This window comes from Algoriphagus jejuensis (assembly GCF_039523455.1).
Taxonomy (GTDB): domain Bacteria; phylum Bacteroidota; class Bacteroidia; order Cytophagales; family Cyclobacteriaceae; genus Algoriphagus; species Algoriphagus jejuensis.
Window position 1 is genome coordinate 41,372 of the sequence record NZ_BAAAFI010000039.1, and the last position, 23,422, is coordinate 64,793.

The window sequence follows — 23,422 nt, forward strand, 5'->3', positions numbered from 1 at the left end:
GGTTCAAAGGTCTCAGCAAAAAATCTGTCCACCTTGGTTTTATTCAAAAATTTCTAAGAGGGGCTCCCAAGGCTCAGTAGAAAATTCCAGAGAATCGATCTTTTCCAAATAACTAATGCCCGAGGCATTGGAAACCCAAACCTGTTCGGCGCTCAGAAGCTCATTTGTTCCGAATATCCCCTGGGTGACCAAGCGGGGAATTTTTTCCAAAATAGCCCTCCTCCCTACTCCTCCAATGCATCCACAGGCTAACCCCGGAGTGAAGACCTTCTTCCCTCTCCTCCAAAAGATATTCGCTGAGCTTGCCTCTGCTACTTTTCCCAGATAATTCTGTAAAATCAGCTCGTCCAGATTCCGCTCAACACGCTCCTGTGCCGCCAGGATGTACGGCAACGCATTGAGCGTCTTGCAGGCACTCCAGGCGGTGGGGTACAGCTGCACTCCTTCCGCAAAAGCTGCCTGTGCTTTGACAAGAGGCGAAGCGACAAAGTCTTGGATGTGCAGGGTCTGCACCGATTCGTTGGTTTGGGGCGTGTAAGTACCCGATCCACTGCGAAAGACATTCCAGCGGATGCGAAGCGGTTTGCCCGAAAACTCATCCTTGAGCCAATGGTTCAGTTTCGCAAAGTCAGTTGAAAAGCCACCTATTTTCAGCGTGTCCATTCCCAATTGCAGCCTATCCAGATGAAAATCAAAAAACCGAATCCTGTCTCCATCGAACACCATTGTCTCAAAAAGTCCATCACCAAAATTCATCGCACGGTTCGGGATCGGTAACTCGGAAGCTGGTACCCAGATCCCAGTCCTAGACTCAAAAGTGTAAACTGTATCAGTTCCGCTCATAAAAGTGTTCAGATTCGATCAGAAATAAAGTTTGTTCAATAAACAAGCTGATAAAAGTAGCAAACAAAACCTCCTTTAACGTCCCGAAATGCCGAAACAATACAAAAAATACCTTATTCTTGAATTAAGAAACGTGTTAGCACCAATATTGGTTAAAATAGCCCATGGCAAACAAAAGCAGCGTATTTGATATGATCGGCCCGATAATGATTGGACCGTCATCCTCTCATACCGCCGGAGTGGTCAGAATTGCCCGCGCTGCAATTCGCATTTTAGGAGGAACACCAGACGAAGCCAATATCACCTTTTACAATTCCTTCGCCAGAACTTACGAAGGACACGGCAGTGACCGTGCGATTTTAGGTGGACTGATGGACTTCAAGACAGACGATCCCAAAATCAAAAATGCCTTGGAAATCGCTGCTGAAACTGGCTTGATGTACAAATTCAAGTCCATCGGCAACTCCTCTATCCACCATCCCAATACCATCAAGCTAAACCTCACCAAAGGCGACCGGCAGATCGAAGTAGTCGGTGAAAGTCTCGGCGGCGGCGTAATCAACATCGCGGAGGTTGACGGATTTACGGCCAATTTCTCCGCCCAAAATCATACCTTGATTATTAAAGCTGGCGACATTTCCGGCGCTATCGCCTTTATTTCAGGGGTCATTGCTCAAGAAAAAACAAACATCGCGACCATGTCGGTTTCCCGAAAAGGAAAAAACGACGTAGCTTGTCATGTGATCGAGATGGACTCTGGCATCAGAGAAATCACCGCTCAATACCTCAAATCTTTGCCTTGGGTCTCACAGCTCATCTATATTCCTGACATAGATTTATAAACCAAAAAACCTGACTAAAACCAACTACCCCCTATGAGAAAGCTTTTTACCCTTTTTCTGTTGCTGTTTGGACTGCTAGTCGAAGCCATAGCCCAGGAAGAAATTCCAGCCGGCCCCTATGACTTGCAGACAGCAATAAACATCGCTCTGGAAAACAACCTGACCTTGAAGCGAAATCTATTGAATCAGGAAATCACCGAGGCTACCCTACTTCAAAACAAAGGACAGCGATATCCCTCGCTCTCTACTGGGTCCAGCTATGGTGTCAGATGGGGTCGATCCATCAACCCTGTGACCAACCTCTTCGAAAACAACCGGATTGGAAACGTCAACTTTCAGGCAAGCTCAAACATGCCTATTTTCCAGGGCAATCGGGTAAACAACTCCATCGCCCAAGCCAAAACTGACTTGGAAGCGGGACTTTATAATCTAGAAGCCAATAAAAACACGATCACCTTAAATGTGATCAACCATTTTATCAATTTGGTTTTCAATCGGGAGCAGGTCAAGATAGCAGAAAATCAGCTCAAAAGTACCACGGAGCAGATGGAAAGAACCAAGAAGCTGGTCGATGCAGGTTCACTCCCAATGTCAGACTATCTGGATCTCCAGTCACAGAACGCATCCAACCAACTCGAAGTTATCAATGCCCAAAACGCGTATCGAGGAGCCAAGCTTAATCTCGCTCAGTCGATGCAGATTCCTTTTACGGAAGATTTTGATGTAATCGAGCCGGAGTTTGAAATGGAAGAAGGACTGATGGCCAGCGAAACCAGTCGAGAAATCTTTGAAACTGCAGTGGACATTATGCCTGAGATAAAGCTTGCCGAGGCTAATATAAGAAGCGCCGAGTATCAGGAGAAAATCGCAAAAGGAGCCTTCTACCCCACCCTTGGCGTAGGCGCCAACGTGTTCACCAACTACGTTGACCAGGTATTTGGCACGGACAGACCAGCATTTGGTCAGCAGTTCAGCGACAACCTGTCCCAAGCTCTAAACTTCCAGCTGAGCATCCCGATTTTCACCAACTTCAACAACAAATCCTCGCTTCAAAGAGCCCGTGCGCAGACAGCCATCCAGGAAGTCGCCGCTTTGGAGGCCAAAAACCTGCTGCGTCAGGACATCGAAACTGCCTACAACAGTGCGCTTGCAGCGGATCTTTCTTACAAAGCCTCCGTCGTCCGTGTGAAAAGCCTTCAGGAGACCTTTCGTATCGCCCAGCAGCGATTTGACCTGGGAGCGATCAACTCAGTGGATTTTCAGGTCGCTCAAAACAACCTGTTCAATGCACAGGCGGATTTGCTTAATGCAAAATACACCTACATCTTCAGAGTGAAAGTACTCGATTTTTATCTCGGTAACCCCATCAACTTAAACTAAACCATGGCCACTAAAAAATCCAATAAACTCTTGTATTACCTGCTGGGAGCAGTAGGACTCATCATTGTAATTGCAATCATCGGAAGGTCTGCCGGTTGGATCGGCGGAGTAAAGGAAACCGAAGTGGAATTCGCGACGGTGAAGAAAACTCAAATCATCGAAAAGGTCAGTGCTTCAGGCGAAATCCAACCTGAGGTGGAAGTCAAACTTTCTCCAGACGTCGCCGGCGAAATCATAGAGCTTCACGTCGCGGAAGGTGACTCAGTCGCGCAAGGTAAACTTTTGGTGAAAATCCGACCTGACAACTTTGTATCGGCTCTGGAAAGAAGCCGCGCCAACCTAAATCAGCAGATGGCAAATGTATCTCAATCCAAAGCCACTCTTCAGCGGTCTGAGGCACAGTTTACCCAGGCAGAACTCAACTTCAACCGTCAGAAGACGCTCTATGAGCAAAAAGCGATCTCTGATGCAGACTTTGAAACCGCACGGGCCAACTACATCTCCGCCGAGAAAGATCTGGAGGCGGCCAAGCAAAACGTTATTGCTTCAGAATTCATCGTCAAAAGTTCGCAAGCTTCTGTCAACGAAGCCGCAGAAAACCTCCGCTTGACCAATGTCAACTCACCTGTTTCAGGAATAGTCTCCAGCCTTTTGGTTGAGCAAGGAGAACGTGTAGTAGGTACCCAGCAAATGGCAGGTACTGAGATGATGACGATCGCAGACCTGTCCAAGATGGAAGTCCGAGTGGATGTGAACGAAAACGACATCGTCCGCCTCAGTTTGGGTGACACCACCCTGATAGACGTGGACTCCTACTCTGCGCTTGGCAAGCAGTTCAAAGGCATAGTGACCAGTATTGCCAATACCGCCAATGCCAAAACCTCGGCAGATGCGGTAACCGAATTCAAGGTGAAGATCAGAATCCTCAACAGCTCCTATGAAGATCTGGTAAGAGAGGGTAACAAATACCCTTTCCGTCCGGGAATGACCGCATCGGTAGAGATCCTGACCACTTCTAAGAATGACGCATTGGCGATCCCGCTCGCAGCGGTGACTACCAGGGAAACACAGGTGGACACTTTGACCGGAGGTTCCACTAGAAACAAAGAGTTGGTATTTGTCAGTGAAAACGGCAAAGCCAAGATCAGAGCGATCAAAACCGGGATCTCTGATTACGAAAACATTGAAGTCTTGGAAGGTCTGAAAGAGGGTGACGAAATCATCTCCGGTCCTTACTTCGTGGTAAGCAAGGATCTGAAGGAAGGCGACATGGTCAAGAAAATGGAAGATGGAGCTAAACCCGCTCCAGCGGCAAATTGATCTTTTCCCACTAGGTATTCAAAAGCCCGTGTCGATGATAGACACGGGCTTTTTTATTGCATTTTTCCCTCAAGGAAACAGCCACTTGAGATTTTGGGCATGTTTGAAGTTAAAAATAGACGAGCTTTCCCTACTCGAGGGGATGTGGAATTAATCCTTACAAAATCGTAAACCTCACCCCAAAAAAACCTCTGATCCCCTGATTGGGTGCAAAGACATAAGTTGGATCAAAAGTCAGTGCGTTGGGATTTTCAGGCGTTGGGATCACCTGACCTTCGGAATCAAAGTCCACACCCTTGTCAAAAGGATCAAATGCACGGGCAATGCTATTGGCAGGAGGAGTGAAATTCAGGAGATTTTTGACACCTCCATAGACCTCCCATTTTTCGCCAAGTGCCTTGGTTAGCTGGATATTTTGGATGCTAAACCAGGGCGAATATTCCGGACGGTCGTCCAATTCGCCGAGCAGAGGTAAACGCATCGGACTGTACACATTTCCGGTGTAATCCACCGTCAAGCCCAGGCGGTGAATCTCGTACCCGATCGTCCAAACTCCGGAAAATCGCTCTGTCAACATCTGCCGTACTTTTTGCCCGTCTTCTTCTAGGCTTACGTCCATCAGCGTCGCTCCTGTCATAACTTTAAATCCTGATCCCCAGGCGGCATCCAGGTTCAGAGAGATACCCTTCGAGACCGCGTTTCCATCGAGGTTGGCATAGATAATCTGGTTCGGGTTCGATTCGTAGTCTGGCACGATCCGATTGGTGAAAAAGGTGTAAAACACCGATCCATCCAGCCCAAAGTAATTTCCTCGATCGGAATAGATTTTTTTGACCAGGTTCAGATTGGAATTCCAACTCCGCTCCGGTGCCAATTCTTCCGCGAATACTACCTCGCGCGCTCCGGTCAGGGCTGCATGATCCTCAGTGAATACGTTCGCTACCCGGAAACCATTACCAAGAGAAAACCGAAACACCGTGCTTTTGTCCCCAGACATTAGCTTGTAATTCAATCTTGGGGATAAAATACTGCCGTGAAGGCTGTTGTAATCGTAGCGGATCCCGCCGAGCAAACTCTGATTTGAATTGATCTTGAATTCATTTTGCGCAAAAGCTCCCGGCAAGTGAATCTGCGAAGGAAAGTTCTCCGTGCCGTTTTTGGCTGTAGCCGTGGTATTATCGTCGTAGAACGTATAGCGATATGCAGTTCCGAGGAGTAAATTGTTTCTTCCACTTTCTTTCATCCAAGTGAGCTGACCAAAAGCAATCCGCTGATCCGCAAAGAATTTGGTCACTCCGTAGTAGGAATCCTGCTTGTGCCCATTGAGTGAAAACTGAAAGTTAACATATCCTCTCACCGGCAACTGATAGATCCCAAAAGTTTCCCAGCGACGGGTGCTGATGCTTTCACCATAGACTTGATCACCGCCTCGATCCTCGGCTGTCCAATCCATCTGTCCGCCCCAGCGATCCTCAAAAACATAGCGCCCCGCTACGGTAAATACCCGATTGGCTTTTCGCTGCATCTGGAATTTCTGGAAAACGGACATCCGCTTCTGCAGAACCAAATCCGTAAAACCGTCTCCATTGTTGTCGATAGGATTGTCGTACCAAAAGAGATTCAGGCCAGTCAGTGATTGGACGTTCTTTCCAAAACTGCTTTTCACGCCCAGATCCGCGTTGACCTCCCCCCAGCCAGAGACAAAGGCATCAGCGGCCAACACGGGAGCAATCTCCGTCCTCTTGGTGATCACGTTGATCAGTCCTCCGACCGCCTCCGAACCATAGAGTGTCGATGCAGGTCCCTTCACTACCTCGATCCGGTCGATCAGCGACTGAGGGATTCCTGTCAACCCATACACTGTCGCCAAACCGCTGACAATCGGCATCCCGTCGATCAAGATCATGGTGTAGGGACCTTCCAAGCCGTTGATGTGGATGTCGCCGGTATTGCAGACGTTACAGTTGATCTGAGGCCGGACCCCATTCACGTTTTGCAGGGATTCGAAGAGTGAAGGGGTAGGATTGGCTTTGAAAAAAGATCCCTTATATACCTCTACTGGAACCGGGCTATCAAGTTTGGATACTTCCTGCATTGTGCCGCTGACGACTACTTCATCCAAAGAGCCATCCAATGAACTGAGTTCAAAAAATAGTTCGCCTCTACTGTTTGGCACAGAAATCCGCCGGGATTCTAGACCAAACCCGATCATCGACGCTTGAATGAGGTAATCTCCCGCCGCAAGATCTCTGATCTCAAATCTCCCGAGACTATCCGTGATCGCTCCCACTCCTTTGTCTTTGACCAAGACATTGGCAAACTCCAGGGGACCGGACGCAGAGATTACTTTCCCTTTTACAGTATGCTGTGAATATGCTGAGGCGGAGCAAAGCATCGAAATTCCAAGAAGTATAAGTGGTATAAGTGAAAGATTCATAAATGCAACAGTATTGCATTTATGTGTAAAATCCGATACTTCCTCCAAAATATTTTTTTTGATGATCAAAAAGAATCTGAGAGTAAGCTGGTTCATAGGTATAATATTAGATACACAAAAGTAACAAGTTAGATTGATCTAACAAATTTGTTTTTCCAATATACGTTGTCGTATTTTTGATTGGATCAAAAATTTTGGCATGGCTTCCTTCACCGAAGAAAATTACCTCAAGGCACTTTACAATCTTTCCAACCCCCAAGGTGAGGTCAGTATCTCAGACTTGGCCCATAGCCTAAACGTCAGCATGCCCACCGCGAACAGCATGGTCAAGAGTCTTCAAAAGAGTGGATGGGTTCTCTATGAAAAGTACAAACCCGTTACTCTGACGCCAAAAGGCCATAAAGAAGCAGCGTTGATTGTAAGAAAACACCGCCTGACAGAGATGTTTTTGGTCAAGAAGATGGGATTTGGCTGGGAGGAAGTTCACGAAGTCGCAGAGCAGATTGAGCACATTCATGCTCCGAAGTTTTTTGAAAGAATGGATGAAATGCTGGGTCATCCAACGATTGACCCGCACGGATCGCCGATTCCCGACAATCAGGGCAGGATGCAGGAGTTTTCCTATACGCCCCTCTCGACCTGCAAGCCCGGCCAAACCGTTCAACTCACTGCCCTGACGAATTCATCCACGGAGTTTTTGGAGTTTCTAAACAGCCGGAAACTGGCTTTAGGCACCCAACTCAAAATCCTATCGAGGGAGGCCTACGACCAGAGTTTGGTGGTCAGCTACGATTCCCATCCCCAGGAGACGCTGAGTGAAAAAGTCTCGGAGCGCTTATTGGTTAGGATTTTGGAATGATATTTCAGTAGTTTAGAAACACATACCTGCTATTGGATGACTATGAACCTATTTTTCAATTCTCAAAAAGTAATTTTGAATTTTGACGGCTTTTACTTTTCAGCTACAATACTTTTGCTCATTACTTGGCTTCAAGCCTCAAGCACTACCAGACGGTTTTATTTTTTCAGTATAAAATTGAAAAACTGATTTGTCTTAAAGACTTTCTGAAATTTTGAGCGACAGATTTTTATGGCCTTTTAAAAAAAAATCTACCGTCATGCCAAACATCTTCATTTAGCTTAAGAACAACACTTGGCTTCTCTATTGCCCCATTTACTACAGATATGAAACTTTTAGCACCTGGATTCAAACTCGCACATCTGCCTACACTTTTGAAGGAAGCCTTCCAACTTTGGAACAAAAACAATCCTTGGAGACTTGGCGCGGTGGTGGCATATTATGCTGTACTCTCATTGCCCGGTTTGCTGATCGTGGTGATCAATTCAGTAGGAGCAATCTGGGGACAAGAGATCGTACAGGGTCAAATCACCGGTCAAATCGCAGATGCTATCGGGCAAGATGCGGCCGATTCGGTGGTGACGATCATAGAAAATGCCCAGAAGGAAGACCAAACCGTATTTTCAACGATCATGGGTGTTGCAATTTTAGTATTCGGTGCAACTGGAGTTTTCTATCAATTGCAAATATCGATGAATGAAATTTGGAGCGTCAAGATAGATCCGAATGCAGGTATCTGGAAATTAGTAAAGGATCGAGCACTAAGCCTAGCTTTCGTAATGGCGATTGCGTTTTTACTCATTATTAGTTTTGTAATATCTGCCGCTTTGACTTTTTTGAGTGAATTTCTTTCTTCGCTTTGGGAACCAGAATACATCTCGTATGCAAAAATCCTTCAATTCGGACTTTCTACCCTCGTCTTAGGATTTCTCTTTGTCCTGATATTCCGCTTTATGCCCGATATGCGGATCAAGTGGCGATCTGTATGGCTCGGTGGTTTTTTGACAGGTTTTCTATTTAATATTGGAGAAATTCTATTGAATTACTACTTCGCCTTTGCCAGTCCAGATTCTACCTATGGTGCAGCAGGTTCGGTTGTCTTGATTTTGTTGTGGGTATCCTATTCTTGTCTGATTTTATTCTTTGGAGCATCTTTCACTCGGATTTATGCCGAGAGATATGAGGATAAGGTAATTCCCAACGTCAATGCCATTAAAATTGAGGTAAAAGAAGTGGTTGTCGAAAAAGGTTGTGACACGCCAGAATCGATGGAATAGAAATAATAATTCAAGAAGAAGCCTTATTTCCAAGTGTTCTGCATTTGGAGTTTTTTATTGTTTTGAGAATCAGTTTCAGTTGTATGGCTGCATCACAATCGGATTTTTTTTACGTTTTCGGAAATCATAAAGCCTTTTTCAAGAATTAATTTCGTTTCATTCCTGAATCAACCTTTTCACGAGACCATTCAAAGTCCTCTTACTTCTCGAGTCCATAATTTCCCTATCGCTGTCAGCATTTTCTCAAGACCGAGTTACCGGAAAAATTTTTGCCACGACATCGGAAATTTTAGCTCAAAATGGAATGGCAGCTACCAGCCAACCATTAGCCACTCAAGTGGCCTTGGATATTTTGAAAAAAGGCGGTTCTGCGTTTTGAAGAGAGGCAGATCGATTGGCAAGCAGCTTATGCCACCTATCGTCCGATGGTAAATTCCTCGACGACCGACGCAGCGCTATTTGATACTTTATCCGAAATACTGGGAACGTATGACGATGGGCGTGTCAGTCTTACTGCTCCAGACATTAATAATCTTGTTGTTTAGTAAACAATAATATTGTTGTTTACTAAACAACAATAATTTATCTTTGAATTAAAAGCTGGCTATGATCTCCAAGGATTTAATTCAGGAAGTGGCTTTTAAACAAAAAGGAAATCTTCAAAAAAGATCTTTGGGATTGCTCCGGAATGAGTTAAACAGCATTTCGCTGATCCAAAGCCATGCACTTATCATATCCGGAATTCGCCGATGTGGGAAAGGCACACTTTTGGTCCAATTACTCAAAAATCAATATCCTGATGCTTTCTACCTCAATTTTGAAGACCCGAGGTTATATGGTTTTACTGTTGAGGATTTTCAAAAAATAGACAGAATCTTGACAGAAACGGGACAGACTACCTTGTTTTTGGATGAAGTTCAGGTGGTAGAAGGATGGGAAAGATTTGTGCGTCAAAAACTCGATCTGGATAATTTCGAGATCATAATTACAGGTTCCAATGCGTCATTGCTAAGCAAGGAACTCGGCACCAAACTTACCGGCAGACATGTCTCCATAGAGCTTTTCCCATTTTCTTACGATCAATTTTGTGAATTTCAAAAACTGACCAAGTCTTCCGACAGTACTTCAGAATATCTGAGTTTAGGTGGATTTCCAGAGTACTTGAAGACCGTAAGACCAGAATTACTTCATCAACTGTTTGATGATTTATTACTGCGGGACATAGCAGTCCGATACGGAGTAAGAGATGTTAAATCCTTGCAGAATCTGGCGATCTACCTGGTATCCAATGTAGCAAAGCTAGTATCCGGTAATAACTTGCGAAAGGTCTTGGAATTCAAGGCAACCAGTACCGTAATGGAGTATCTCTCTTACTTAGAGGAAAGCTGGTTATTCTTCTTTATACCAAAGTTTAGCTATTCCCAACGGAAGCAATTGATCAATGCCAAAAAGGTCTATTCCATTGACACGGGACTGGTGACAGCCAATTCCAGGTCATTTTCGGAAGATCGTGGAAGGAGATTTGAAAATATGGTCTTTTTGCATTTTCGCAGAACTTACCAAGAAATCTACTATTTCGTTGAGCAAAATGAATGCGATTTGGTCATCTTCGGAAGGCAGGGTTTGGTAGAGTTGGTGCAAGTTTGCGTCCAGTTAAACTCCGAGAACCTGAAAAGGGAACTAGATGGCTTATGGGAAGCGATGAGGTTTTTTGGAAAAAAGGAAGGACTGTTAGTCACGTTTGCACAAGATGACAACTTTGAACAAAACGAATATCGAATAAACGTAATACCATTTCATAGGCTTACTTCCTAAAGAGCAAAGGCGCTAGGATTTAAGAAAATATCAAATCCAAAGGAAACTTCAAGCCATCTTGTATGGCAAGGAAAACAAGTTTTATAGCGGCGCATCAGAGTCAAGAAAAGACGGACAGTCAGCGGGGTATTGATTTCTCCTACCTACTACACTAAATTGTAAACCTCGAGCAGCAGGAAGTATGAAATTGATTCAAACTACTTTAGTCTTCATTTTTTGTTTACTTTCTCTTCAATGCCAAAACCCTACTTCGATGAACTCGTCCCTCCGCATACATACCCTGCGCTTGCGTCCCGGTGAGGATGTAATGACTGAACTGAAGAAATTCATAAAAGACAATCAGATCGAAGCGGGTTTTATCTTATCGGCCGTGGGGAGCCTGACACAATACACGATCCGCTTTGCCAACCAAGAAAATGGCAGTCAAGCAACTGGGCATTTTGAAGTTGTGTCGCTTACCGGCCTGCTCAGTACAAATGGAAATCATGCACATCTCTCTGTGAGTGACAGTACCGGACGAACCATCGGAGGACATCTACTGGAAGGAAATCTGGTCTACACCACTCTCGAAGTAGTAATCGGTGAAGAACTCGATCATAGTTACCATCGTGAAACAGATCCTACGTTTGGGTACAAAGAGTTGGTAGTGAAAAAGAAAAACAAATAGGATTCACCGACGTACGCTCCACCAAATTTGTAATTTGGAGAACGTATCAGCCGTTTCAAAATCGAGTGATAACGGCTCGATATATCGCCCCCTTGAGTGTTCACTCACGGAACAGGTAAAAAAAAAAGTAAGTCAAATACTTAGTCTATTCAATCGAAATCACCTAAAAAACCCTTATTTTAACCCCTATCTGAAACCAACTCTAAATTCCAGCAATGAAACCCCAGGTTTTTTCGCTTGCCATTTTTCTCCTAACCAGTACACTGGCCTGTGTACCCGAGGAAGAAGAATTTTTCTATGAATCTTGTGAAGGGTTTGATTTTTCCATTCCTGCAAGAGACTGGATGCTGCTAGCTCCCGGACCAAACTACACCATAAGAAGCGGGGAGAAAATCAAAAAGGTCATCTCCGACTATACGATCAGCGAGCCCTTTACTGTAGAATCTGATCCCAACACGGTCATGGAAGGGAAAAGCAATTGCTATGGCTTATACCAATCCAATTATCGCACCGAAGACGGTATGGTCACTTTTTCCAATAAAGTTGGTTATGGAAAAACCTCCGGCTTGGGATATATGGACGTATATTTTCAGCAAATGGGATTTCGCATGGATATCGTCAATGATACCCTAGTCGGCAAAAGAATCAACCCTACAGTGGACGATTCCGGCGATTATCTTTACGAGAATTTCCCGAGCTTGGTAATCGAGGGAAAGCAATATCAAAACGTCTTTAAAATCAGCCAGTTCAATCCTAATACCCAACCCCAGGAAATCTATTTGGTTAAGCGATCGGGATTGGTGGCTTTTACCATGAAAGACAGTTTGTGGATTGTGGGGTGGTAACCCTAAGTTTTTTTTGCGGTTGATCCCTAGTTTAAACCCACAATTTTGACCTATTTTTATCTGAATCCATGACGATTTTCACCTCATAAAATCCCGGATATGTTCACTTGCTGTTTTTTTACTGGGAATGTCGGGATGTTTTCCTGAGAAAGATAAGCTCGTAGTCAACCTAAAGAAATTTACTTGGCTAAACGTCTAGGATTGATTGCTTTTGTAAAAAACGACAGCCTTTGGATTCGGGGATAACCGATTGTGAGAGAAAGACTATTTCAATTACTTTACTTTTTCAAGCCCTTCTGCCAATTCCAGCTATCCCGCATGGAGTCTTCGAGCGAATATTGAGCTTTCCAACCCAATACCTTATTGATCTTGGTCGTGTCTGCCCAGGTTTTAATCACGTCTCCCATGCGACGCGGACCGATCACATAGTTTAATTTAACCCCGCTCACTTTTTCAAAAGCATGGATTACCTCCAGAACGGTATTCCCATTTCCAGTCCCCACATTGAATACATCGTAAGAGTCAATTTCTTGATCTTGCAGAAAGCTCAGCGTCTTGACGTGCGCATCCGCCAAATCCACCACATGGATGTAATCGCGAACACAGCTACCGTCAGCAGTGTCGTAATCGTCACCAAACACCGTCAATTTTTCCCGGATTCCTGCCGCTGTCTGGGTGATAAAAGGTACTAGATTGGCTGGAACGCCCAACGGCAATTCGCCGATCTTAGCACTCGGATGGGCACCGACAGGATTAAAGTAGCGAAGAGCGACTACACGGATACCGGGCTTGCTTTTCACAAAATCCACCAAAACGTCCTCACATATCTTCTTGGTGTTTCCATACGGACTTTCGGCATCCTGTCTTGGTGTGGCTTCCGTCACAGGCAACACTTCAGGCTGGCCATAGACGGTGCATGAAGAGGAAAAAACCAAATCTTTAATCCCTTGCTCCTGCATGAAATCAAGCAGTACAAGCAGTGAACCGACATTGTTCCGGTAGTATTTTAGCGGTTGGGCGGTGCTCTCTCCCACTGCTTTGAATGCAGCGAAGTGAATCACGCCTTCCAATTTGTGGTCTTTCGCAATGGACTCTAAAATAGTTTTGTCGTTGCAGTCTCCTGTGTAAAAAGTAAGGCGCTTACCGGTGATTTCTTCCAATCTGTCCAGCACTTTCGCATCCGAATTGGACAAATCATCCAAAATAATCGGCTCCATTCCGGCTTTTAACAATTCTACTGCGGTATGTGAACCGATGTATCCGGCACCGCCGGTAATCAAAATTTTCTTCATGGGAGTTTAAAAATCGTTCAGCGACAAAACTATTCAAATCCTTCAATTTAATGGCAGTTTTTTGGCAAACAGTGATCAGTATTCGGTCTCAGTAGTTAATGGACTTCTGTGAAAACTCAGGAAATCCAGCCTTGCTCAGGGATCAGTATGGACCGTCTGTGACTCCCAACTGCGACTGAACTCAGGCAAATAGCTACTATCGAACCAACGTAAACCCGCCCCGCATTTCCTTGTAGGTTGTCACTCCCTCCAGCTCGAATCGATAACGCACAAAATAGGTATAAGTGCCGGTCGCAGCCTCTTCTCCACTTACTTTCCCATCCCAACCTGAGGCGCCTGAATAAATCAACTGCCCCCAGCGGTTGTATATCATCAGGTCAAAATCTGATTCGCAGCTGCTTACTCCCTGATAAACCGCGGGGGATTGTCTTGGGTCAAAACCTGTCGGCATCCGAATCTCAGGCTCAGCCTCACTCACGACACCTCGGCCAATGCTGATGCAGCCGGTCGCGTCTACCACCTCCAGTTCATAAACACCTGCACTCAGCCCACTGACCCGATTTCCCGAAAGACGGGAATCTTTCCATAGAAAAGTGAATTGCCCTGAGCCTCCTTTTGGCAAGGCCAGCAATTCCCCGTTGGAGCCACCGGGGCAGGCGGGCTGCTCCAGTCTGACTTCCACCTCCAAGGCAATGGGTGAAGTAATTTCAAAATTTACTGGAATCACGCATCCATTGGCATCTTTGACCTCCCAGGTGTAGATTCCCGATGGCATATCAGTCAGCGAGATCTGATCAGCAAATGTCCTTGGCCCGGAGTATTCAAACATATAGGGTGCCACCCCACCTGCGATACTCAGCGCCAATTCGCCGTCCTTTTTTCCATAGCAAGAAACCCCGATCGAATTCAAAGAAACGATGGACAAAGGTTCAGGTGAGGACAACACGATATTTTCCAGAAGCTGCACACATCCCTGCTGATCGGAGACTTTTACTGCATAGGTTCCTGCGGAGAGGTTTAATGCATCTGGGGAATTTAGCGAAGGATCGTGCGCCCATTCAAATCTGTAGGGAGCCACACCTCCATTGATGTCCAGTTGAATGCCCCCTGAATTGTCTCCAGAACAGGCGATGTTCGTCAGCGATTTGATTCCTAATAAAATTTCCCCCGCAACGGCAACTTGGATTGGAGCAGCCTTTCCCTCGCAATCGGTGTCAACCAAGCTGTATGCCGTATACTCGACGATCCCGGTGATTCCCGGCTGATCCCAACTCACTTCTATCTCACTTTCTCCCTGTCCGGAAAGAATCTGACCGCCGGTCACTGTCCAATCGTATCCTCTCCCTCCAACCGAAATCGGAGCAGAATAAGTATGAGATACGCCCGGGTCAAAGCATACCTCTAATTCACCCATAGCGGCTTCAACCACAATTCGCTGATTGACTACCACAGCCAATTCCACTGCCGCTCCTGGGCAGCCGTTCTCCGCGTAGGGAATCATCCGCAGCTTGGCGTTTGGATTTGCAGGGCCCCAGTTGACCAAGACCGAATCGCCATAATCCTGAACGATCACGCCCCCCTCCACTTCAAACTTGGTCTCAAACACGTTGACCAAATCCTTTGCCCGATACATCACTTGCTCTACGTCGGGACACACAGACAGCTCGCCCTCCAAATCACCTTTGGTTTCGATGACTTCCACTTCGAAAGTCACATCTTCTTGCTGCTCGCAGGAATTTGGACTCAATGCCGCCAAAACCTTAACTTCAAAAACTCCCGCCTTGGCGAAGGAATGACTTACTTCTTTTCCAACTACAGCAGGCGTTCCATCACCAAAATCCCAAACAAAATAGGAAAAGTCTGGGTTGGTGGAAATCAGCGTCCAAAGCCCTTCCTGATTGAGACAGGCTACTTTTTCTCCTTCTATGTCAAAATCATAGACCACTTCCGGTTCGAACTTCAGGTTGTCCAGTGCGGCTCCAGCGGCATAGCCGTAAGATTCGAGTTCTCCGAAACCATAGGAATAGGCCGCAAAGCCATCCGGGTTTCTCAGCGTATGAACACCCTGAGAGATATTGATTCTGGCAAATTTAAAATTTGAATCCCCCGGAAGCTCCGAAAACTGACTTCCGATATTTTGCCCGTCCAGAAAAGTAGCCCCTTCTGTTCCACTTTTCACCACCACATTCACATAGTGATTGACGATCGAGGGCAAGTCAATCGCATTGAAGGTAAGTGCGGTCAGAAACTGCTCGCTTGGGCTATAGGTGATCACAAACGGATCTCCAGTCAAAGCCCCCGGAGCATTTGGAATGTTGCAGGCCATACTCTTCGAAAAAACCGAAACCGAAGAAGGCTTAGAGGTATCGATCTTGCCGGACTCGTTCACGCCAAACTCCATAGCAAGAAATTTCCCGCGGTTCACGATGCCTCTGGAAACTCCATTTACGAAAACCTCCGTGTTATCTTCCGATGCGAGCACCTTGACCAACTCACCGGAAGATCGTCCCAACAAACCTACGTGTACAAAGCTCGTCCCCCAGGTATTGACCGGGTAGGCCTGCTGAAACAGGTGATCGTTTGCTTCCCCGCAGTTACCGACGGAAGTCCATTTATTTCCTCCGAAAACAGCGATCTTCTTGCATTCATCGGCATTTGCACCGACCACCCTCACCCGGGAACCCGTGAGGTCAGCACGGGCCTTGATCTGGTAACTTTGACCCCGATCCAGGGTGATGACCGAGGGCACATCGGCGCGGTTGCCGCTCAGGGAATTGACGCTGGTGGTGATTTCGATCTCGGTATTATCCTCCGTAGCCACCACCAAAAGCTCGCTTTCATTGTTGCTGTTGCCATCATAGTTTACATTGACGGTGAGCACTTCAAAATGCGAGGTGACGTAGTAATCTGTGCCCAGCGCACCAATCGGCAAGACGACCGTCCCATCGGCACTTCGCACCCGTTCGTTGAAGGCGTGCACGGCGATATTGCCGGTAGACGTGATGTGGATTCCCTTGTTTTCGACCACGCCCGAAGACCGATGAAGCAAATCCAGATCCGCCGAAGGAACTCTCAAGGTATATTGTTGCCCGGCATTTAAAGAAAATGCCACAGACCGTCCGAGGTATTCCAGTGCGCCTGTGCTCGCTTCATTGGCGGTGATGACCAAGATCGCAAAATCCGGAGCGCCGGGATTGCCCTGTCCTCCGCCAGGCACCCGGTTGTTTTCCATGAATCCGACCCAAAACTCTTTACCTACGGTGGAGATCTGGCCAAAGGCCATGAAGCTCTGGTTAAAAAAAAGAAGGACAAAAACGAGCTGTAGAAGCTTTTTGGGCATGATTTGGGGTGATCAGGATTGGGGTTTTCAATATAGCGAACTAAAAAAAATATCCTTCGGAAAAAGATGTTAAAAGGGAAAAGAAGTCTGGTTTTAGTTAGAAATAGGCAAGGTTTCAAGGTGTTAAATTCGGTGGATTGAAATAGTTGCTACTTCGGACAACGCTTATGTATTCTCAAGGCGCTGAAGGACCGGCCTAATCTGTTTGGGTTACAGAAATTTCAAGTACGTGATGGACAGGTCAGGATGAGCCCCGAGCTACCGAATTGCGTAGGTCGAGGCCTCCCCAAATGGCATCGTTTGAAGCAAGGTCAAAGAGCGCTTTTTCCGCTGGCTCAATTTTTTTTGAATAAGGACGGATAAATTCCTAGTATTCAGGATTGATCACATCAAACCCAAAAACCGCTATGAAAAGTATTTTATCCATTGTTTTGATCATCTTCCTGATGCCTCTAGGGCTTCGGGCCGAGGAAAATAATCCACCGGCAGGCACCTACACATTGATTATCGAAGGCTTTGATTGGGGACCGGCGGTGAATAAAATCATCCTAAACCTAGACCAGCCGAGCAAGGAAATAAACACGGCCGACTTTGAGGTCTTTGTAAACAGAAGCTCCAAGGATGGTGAGATTCCGGCAGCCCAAACCTCCGGCAAGCGAACCGTGGTCTACTCTTACATTTCGGATGAAAATGGAAACCGGCTAGAGGAAGGCGACCATGCCACTCTCGTTTTGGCTGTCAGCCCCGTTGCTCCCATAGGTTCACCCATCCAATATCTCCGAATGGGCAACCGGGGCGGAAATGTGTGGATAGACTATGCCGTGACTGTGATGGACACCAAATCCGGCAAGATCTGGAATGAAGAAGCGGGAAGAATCCTCCCCATCGTCGATGACTTTGATCTAGGGGGAAAGTTTACCCATGGAAATATAACCCTGCCCTATGCGACATTTACACCAAAAGGCCTAAGCGCCAAAGCCCCGCTGATCATCTGGCTGCATGGAGGCGGCGAAGGAGGCGATGATCCGACAATTCCGCTATTGGGAAACAAAGCGTTCAACTATGCTTCCCCGGAGATTCAGGCACTTTTTGGGAAAGGGGCTTACGTGCTGGTGCCACAGGCTCCAAGCTTCTGGATGCAGGCGGCGGATGGCATGACCCGTGGTCAGACAAATGACATTTACAATGAAGCTTTGTTTGCTTTGATAGAGTATTTTGTCGCCAAGAACCCAAGTGTAGACCCTACACGGATCTACGTGGGTGGCTGCTCCAATGGTGGCTATATGTCTTTGAAGTTGATCTTGGAGCATCCCGACTACTTTGCCGCAGGCTATATCAGCGCGTTGGCGTACAACAATGAATTTATCACCGACGCGATGGTTCAACGGATCAAGCATGTGCCGATGTGGTTTGTCCACTCCAAAGATGACACGACCACCAAGCCGGATGAGACGGTGGTTCCCCTATTTGACCGATTGAAAAAGGACGGAGCTAAAAACGTCCATTTCTCCTACTACGACCATGTCACGGACATCACCGGGTTTTACGGTGGGGAGGATTTCCGATACCCGGGCCACTGGTCCTGGATCTACTCCCATGCCAACGTCGCCCGCAAAGATCTGGATGGCTCAGCCATCATGCTAGAAGGCAGACCGGTGACGATTATGGAATGGATGGCTGGTCAGAAGAGGAAATAAGTAAGGAAGCGAGCTAGGCGTTTGCAAAACACCTTCATGTACCTTCGAAGGTAAAATTTCTGGGATAAGTACAGCGAAGAAAAGAATATTTAATTGCAAATTGATGAGGATATTTGGGAGTAGTTACAAACTACTCCCAGCGGGGGAAAAGTAAACGGAGGGGTATTTCGAATCTAGTCGTAGTCCGCGATAGCCATCGGGAGTAAAACGCTTTACGTTCAATTCGAATTTGCAATTCGCTAGTCTCCAGAAACAACGAAAAGTCGCCAATCGAAAATAGGACGGAGCAACCAATCCCGAAGGGATTGCATGTTTATAGAAAAATAGGGTATGAAAAAAATTCGACCCCATCGGGGTCGAACTCTTTCCCATTTTGTTCATGCTATAGACATCCGACCCTTCCCGGGTCGTTTTACCCAGCCAGCGCATATTAATCATTACGCTTGAGATGTATCCCAGCTGCCTCCTCCGCCTTCGAGACGCATTTTTATAGCGGGATTTCATCCGGCAGCGTCCAAGATTGCCGACAGTCAACAAATAATATTCTTATCTTTGCGCCCTTAAAACCAAGAATAATTCCATGATCTCAGTAGATAATTTATCCCTCAAGTTTGGTAAGCGAACTCTTTTCGATGAGGTTTCTCTCAAGTTCACCACCGGCAACTGCTACGGGGTGATTGGTGCCAACGGAGCGGGAAAATCCACTTTTTTGAAGATCCTCTCCGGAGAAATCGACTCCACCAGCGGATCGGTCAACATCACTCCAGGTCAGCGCATGGCTGTCTTGAGCCAAAACCACTTTGCTTTTGACGAAGTCGAAGTTCTGAAAACCGTGCTCATGGGCCACAAGACCCTGTACGCGATCATGTCGGAGAAGGACGCATTATACCTAAAGGAAGATTTCAGCGAAGCAGACGGACTCAGAGCTTCTGAGTTGGAGTCAGAGTTTGCCGAGATGGACGGATGGAATGCAGAATCCGACGCGGCTTCCCTCCTTTCCGGCTTGGGTATCACCGAAGACCTGCACTACCTGCCGATGAATCAATTGGCCGGTAATCAAAAAGTTCGGGTATTGCTTGCTCAGGCGCTATTTGGAAATCCTGACATCCTCATCCTCGATGAACCTACCAATGACTTGGATGCGGATACCATCGAGTGGCTGGAAAACTTCCTTTTGGATTTCAAAAACATTGTCATTGTCGTTTCCCACGACAGACACTTCCTCGATACGGTTTCCACGCACGTGGTCGATATCGATTTCAGCAAGATCAAGATCTACTCCGGTAACTATACCTTCTGGTACGAATCTTCTCAGCTGGCATTGAAGCAGCGCTCAGATTCCAATAAAAAGGCCGAAGATAAGCGTAAGGAATTGCAGTCGTTCATCGACCGTTTTTCTGCCAACGTGGCGAAGTCCAAGCAGGCTACCGCACGTAAGAAGATGATCGAAAAACTCAATATCGACGATATTGAACCGTCTTCAAGAAAGTATCCGGGCATCATTTTCAAGCCAGAAAGAGAAGCTGGAGACCAGATCTTCATGACCGAGAATTTAGAGCTGAAGGCTGACGGCGTGACTTATTTCACCGATGTGAACCTCATGGTGGACAAGGGCGACAAGATTGCTTTCATCTCCAAGACCAAGCAGGCGGTCAACAAATTTTTCCAAACCATCATGGAAGAAATTCCAGCCACCAAAGGCTCGATGAAGTGGGGCGTGACCATCAACAAGGCTTATCTGCCAAACGACAACTCCAAGTATTTCCAGACCGACCTCAACCTGATCGACTGGTTGAGACAATACTCCAGCAACCAAGAGGAAGCTTATGTGAGAACCTTCCTGGGCCGTATGCTTTTCACAGGAGAAGAGACATTTAAGAAGTGTACGGTTCTCTCGGGTGGGGAAAAGGTGCGCTGCATGATCTCCCGCATGATGCTGCAGAATCCCAACCTTTTGGTGATGGACGAGCCAACCAACCACCTTGACTTGGAATCGATCACGGCATTCAACAACGCAATAATTGAGTACAATGGGACGGTTTTGATGAGCTCGTATGACCACGCTTTCGTGCAGTCTTCTGCCAACCGCATCATCGAATTCACTCCAAACGGAACGATTGATCGCAGAATGCCTTACGACGATTACCTCGCAAGCGAGGAGATTAGGGCAGTTCGCGAGAAAATGTACGGCAAAAGCTAAGCGCTGAGCTGTGCTGCTGACCGCGATCATCTGCTACCTGGCGATCACCGTTGCCATAGGAGCCTGGGCTTCCAAATTGGTCAAAGGCTCCAAGGATTTCGTGTTGGCAGGACGCTCCCTGCCGCTATTTCTATCAGCGTCTGCGCTGTTTGCAACCTGGTTTGGCTCCGAAACGATTTTCGGAGCCTCTTCTGTTTTTTTGGAGGAAGGCTTGATCGGCGTCATCGAAGATCCCTTTGGCGGCGCGCTTTGCCTGATCCTGTTCGGCATGTTTTATCTCCGACCGATGTACAGGATGGGTGTGCTGACGATTGGGGACGTGTTTGAGCGGGCCTTCGGAAAGCAGGTTGAGTTCTTTGCAACAGTATTTATGGTTCCGGTCTTTTTCGGCTATGTGGCAGCGCAACTGGTGGCATTGAGTCTGATCTTTGGCACAGTCACCGACTTCAACTTGATCGAGGGGATACTTCTTTCAGCAGCGATAGTGGTCGTATATACATTCTTAGGAGGGATGTGGGCGATCTCGATTACCGATTTTATTCAGACTGCCATGATAGTAATCGGACTCATCGTAGTCAGCGTGATGATTTCCCGAGAGGCCGGCGGTGTGAGTAGAATCTTTGCTGAAGCCCCTGCGGAAACGTTCCGATTTTTCCCAGAGGCTGGAGTCAATGCCTGGGTCAATTATTTCGGTGCCTGGATCATCCTGGGATTGGGAAGTATCCCCAGCCAGGACATCTACCAGCGCGTGATGTCTTCCAAGTCGGAAAAGGTAGCCGTCAGGTCCACCTATCTCGCAGGAGGCTTTTACCTGACTTTTGGGCTTTTGCCACTGTTCATTGCGCTGGGGGCCAAGACACTCTATCCCGAACTCTACCTGGAAAACAAGCAAATGCTGCTTCCTTCCATGATTTTGGCACATGGTGGACTACCAGTTCAGATCATCTTCTTCGGCGCGCTGATCTCCGCAGTCATGAGTACGGCAAGTTCAGGTCTCCTCGCTCCCGCGGCTTTGATTTCCGAAAACCTTGTCAAACCCTTATTCAAAGGCAAACTCAACGACAAACAATTGCTTTGGATTCTTCGGGTCAATGTGCTGCTGGTCGCCTTGGTCGCAACCTACATGGCCAGTCAGGACTCCAACATCTACGAACTCGTAGCTGGTGCTTCTATTCTCTTGCTGGTCTCTCTTTTTGCACCGCTGACGGCTGGCCTTTATTGGAAAAAAGCCTCCAGACTCGGTGCGATTGGCTCCATGGTGATCGGCATGCTCACTTACCTGGTCTGCGACAGCATCGAATTCGCAATCGACTCGCATATTTTTGGACTTATAGCAAGTATCTTTGCCATGATCCTGGGAAGCTTGCTCTTCCCCGACCAAACTACTAATACAGATGAACTACCCTAAAATAATCCTTCAAAGAGGAAAAGAAGTTTCACCGCAACGCCGCCATCTCTGGATCTTTTCCGGGGCTATCGCCAAAGCCGATTCGGGAATCGAAAGCGGCGACTTGGTGTCCGTGTTTTCTTCGAGAAATGACTTCCTCGGGATCGGGCATTTTTCGCAAGGTTCGATCATGGTTCGGATTATTTCTTTTGAGGAAAAAGAAATCGATGCAGCGTTTTGGGAGGAAAAAATCACCTCTGCTTATGCTTTGAGAAAAAGCCTAGGATTAACTGACAATCAAGAAACTAACGTTTTTAGATTGATCCATGGAGAAGGTGATTTGCTGCCGGGATTGATCGTGGATTATTATAACGGGACGGCGGTAATTCAGGCGCATCACGTGGGAATGCATAGACATGTGACTGAGATCGCGGCGGCACTTCGTGTTGTTTTGGGAGCAAAGTTGAAGGGCGTTTACGACAAAAGCGCGGAGACTTTGCCAAAAAATCTCGGCATTGAATCCAATGAATGGGTTTGGGGAAAAGCCGAAACTGACCTCGTCCAGGAGTATGGCGCCACCTATCGGATTGACTGGGAGAAAGGCCAAAAAACGGGCTTCTTCATCGATCAGCGAGAAAATCGAAAACTCGTCTCCACCTACGCCAAAGGAAAAAAAGTCCTGAACACTTTTTGCTATTCCGGAGGCTTTTCGGTTTTGGCTTTGAACGAAGGTGCTTCGGAGGTTCACTCCGTGGACATCTCGGCCAAAGCCATCGAGCTCACCGAACAAAATGTAGCGCTGAATCCGGGCTTTTCCGGGAAACACGAATCCATCGTAGCCGATGTCGTCAAGTACATCCGCGAGATCGGAGATGACTTTGATCTGATTGTTCTCGACCCTCCTGCTTTTGCCAAAAACCTCAAAGCCAGACACAATGCCGTTCAGGCATACAAACGCCTGAATGCAGAGGCTTTTCGCAAGATCAAACCGGGTGGAATTCTCTTTACCTTCTCCTGCTCCCAAGTCGTGGACAAAAGTCTCTTCGCCCATACCATCACCGCTGCGGCCTTGGAAAGCGGAAGAAAGGTGAAGGTTTTGCATCAGCTCAGCCAGCCTGCCGACCACCCGGTCAATATCTTTCATCCTGAAACTGAATACCTCAAAGGACTCGTGCTGTACGTCGAATAAGATTCGGTCCTTTTTTCTGACATTTCTGCTAT

17 protein-coding genes are annotated in these 23,422 nt (G+C 46.8%); 13 read left to right on the forward strand and 4 right to left on the reverse strand.

Going from position 1 to position 23,422, the window contains the following annotated elements; all coding sequences use genetic code 11:
• Positions 1–39: 39 nt before the first annotated feature.
• Positions 40–843 (reverse strand): aminotransferase class IV, encoded by an 804-nt coding sequence (locus tag ABD031_RS15630; RefSeq protein WP_343853110.1) that lies wholly within the window; start codon positions 841–843, stop codon positions 40–42.
• Positions 844–1,007: 164 nt separating this feature from the next.
• Between ABD031_RS15630 and sdaAB the strand changes: the two genes are divergently transcribed.
• Genes sdaAB through ABD031_RS15645 form a run of 3 tightly spaced genes read left to right on the forward strand, consistent with a single transcriptional unit; the run spans position 1,008 to position 4,385 of the window.
• The gene (sdaAB, locus tag ABD031_RS15635; RefSeq protein ID WP_343853112.1) at positions 1,008–1,685 is read left to right on the forward strand and encodes an L-serine ammonia-lyase, iron-sulfur-dependent subunit beta; all 678 of its coding nucleotides are present in this window, start codon (positions 1,008–1,010) and stop codon (positions 1,683–1,685) included.
• Between the two features lie 33 nt (positions 1,686–1,718).
• Positions 1,719–3,065 carry a TolC family protein gene (locus ABD031_RS15640; protein ID WP_343853114.1) on the forward strand — a complete coding sequence of 449 codons (1,347 nt, stop codon included), beginning with the start codon at positions 1,719–1,721 and terminating at the stop codon, positions 3,063–3,065.
• A gap of 3 nt (positions 3,066–3,068) precedes the next feature.
• Entirely contained in the window at positions 3,069–4,385 is a 1,317-nt protein-coding gene (locus ABD031_RS15645) for an efflux RND transporter periplasmic adaptor subunit (protein ID WP_343853115.1), read from the forward strand.
• Between the two features lie 157 nt (positions 4,386–4,542).
• Here the strand turns inward: ABD031_RS15645 and ABD031_RS15650 are convergent, their stop codons facing one another.
• The gene (locus ABD031_RS15650; protein WP_343853117.1) at positions 4,543–6,822 is read right to left on the reverse strand and encodes a TonB-dependent receptor; all 2,280 of its coding nucleotides are present in this window, start codon (positions 6,820–6,822) and stop codon (positions 4,543–4,545) included.
• A gap of 199 nt (positions 6,823–7,021) precedes the next feature.
• Between ABD031_RS15650 and ABD031_RS15655 the strand changes: the two genes are divergently transcribed.
• The 6 genes from ABD031_RS15655 to ABD031_RS15675 all read left to right on the forward strand — a co-directional run bounded on the left by ABD031_RS15655 (position 7,022) and on the right by ABD031_RS15675 (position 12,285).
• A complete protein-coding gene (locus tag ABD031_RS15655) occupies positions 7,022–7,681 on the forward strand; it encodes a metal-dependent transcriptional regulator (RefSeq protein ID WP_343853119.1) in 660 nt (219 codons plus the stop codon).
• 326 nt (positions 7,682–8,007) lie between these two features.
• On the forward strand, positions 8,008–8,958 hold the full coding sequence (locus ABD031_RS15660) for a YihY/virulence factor BrkB family protein (protein ID WP_343853121.1): 951 nt from the start codon (positions 8,008–8,010) through the stop codon (positions 8,956–8,958).
• A 368-nt stretch (positions 8,959–9,326) separates the two neighbouring features.
• Positions 9,327–9,503 carry a hypothetical protein gene (locus ABD031_RS22405; protein WP_425542774.1) on the forward strand — a complete coding sequence of 59 codons (177 nt, stop codon included), beginning with the start codon at positions 9,327–9,329 and terminating at the stop codon, positions 9,501–9,503.
• A 61-nt stretch (positions 9,504–9,564) separates the two neighbouring features.
• Positions 9,565–10,773 (forward strand): ATP-binding protein, encoded by a 1,209-nt coding sequence (locus ABD031_RS15665; protein WP_343853123.1) that lies wholly within the window; start codon positions 9,565–9,567, stop codon positions 10,771–10,773.
• Between the two features lie 253 nt (positions 10,774–11,026).
• The gene (locus tag ABD031_RS15670; RefSeq protein WP_343853125.1) at positions 11,027–11,440 is read left to right on the forward strand and encodes a PPC domain-containing DNA-binding protein; all 414 of its coding nucleotides are present in this window, start codon (positions 11,027–11,029) and stop codon (positions 11,438–11,440) included.
• Between the two features lie 215 nt (positions 11,441–11,655).
• Complete coding sequence (locus ABD031_RS15675) at positions 11,656–12,285, forward strand: hypothetical protein (RefSeq protein WP_343853127.1); 630 nt, start codon at positions 11,656–11,658, stop codon at positions 12,283–12,285.
• Positions 12,286–12,563: 278 nt separating this feature from the next.
• Here the strand turns inward: ABD031_RS15675 and galE are convergent, their stop codons facing one another.
• Entirely contained in the window at positions 12,564–13,577 is a 1,014-nt protein-coding gene (gene galE, locus ABD031_RS15680; protein ID WP_343853129.1) for a UDP-glucose 4-epimerase GalE, read from the reverse strand.
• Positions 13,578–13,773: 196 nt separating this feature from the next.
• On the reverse strand, positions 13,774–16,917 hold the full coding sequence (locus ABD031_RS15685; RefSeq protein WP_343853131.1) for a PKD domain-containing protein: 3,144 nt from the start codon (positions 16,915–16,917) through the stop codon (positions 13,774–13,776).
• 407 nt (positions 16,918–17,324) lie between these two features.
• On the opposite strand from ABD031_RS15685, the gene ABD031_RS15690 reads away from it, so the two are divergent.
• The 4 genes from ABD031_RS15690 to ABD031_RS15705 all read left to right on the forward strand — a co-directional run bounded on the left by ABD031_RS15690 (position 17,325) and on the right by ABD031_RS15705 (position 23,390).
• Complete coding sequence (locus ABD031_RS15690) at positions 17,325–18,614, forward strand: prolyl oligopeptidase family serine peptidase (RefSeq protein WP_343853133.1); 1,290 nt, start codon at positions 17,325–17,327, stop codon at positions 18,612–18,614.
• 580 nt (positions 18,615–19,194) lie between these two features.
• Positions 19,195–20,814, forward strand: a complete 1,620-nt coding sequence (locus ABD031_RS15695; protein WP_343853135.1) for an ABC-F family ATP-binding cassette domain-containing protein — start codon at positions 19,195–19,197, stop codon at positions 20,812–20,814.
• A 10-nt stretch (positions 20,815–20,824) separates the two neighbouring features.
• Entirely contained in the window at positions 20,825–22,222 is a 1,398-nt protein-coding gene (locus ABD031_RS15700) for a high affinity choline transporter 1 (RefSeq protein ID WP_343853137.1), read from the forward strand.
• A complete protein-coding gene (locus ABD031_RS15705) occupies positions 22,209–23,390 on the forward strand; it encodes a class I SAM-dependent rRNA methyltransferase (RefSeq protein ID WP_343853139.1) in 1,182 nt (393 codons plus the stop codon). The genes ABD031_RS15700 and ABD031_RS15705 overlap by 14 nt, the downstream gene beginning before the upstream one ends.
• Positions 23,391–23,422: the final 32 nt, after the last annotated feature.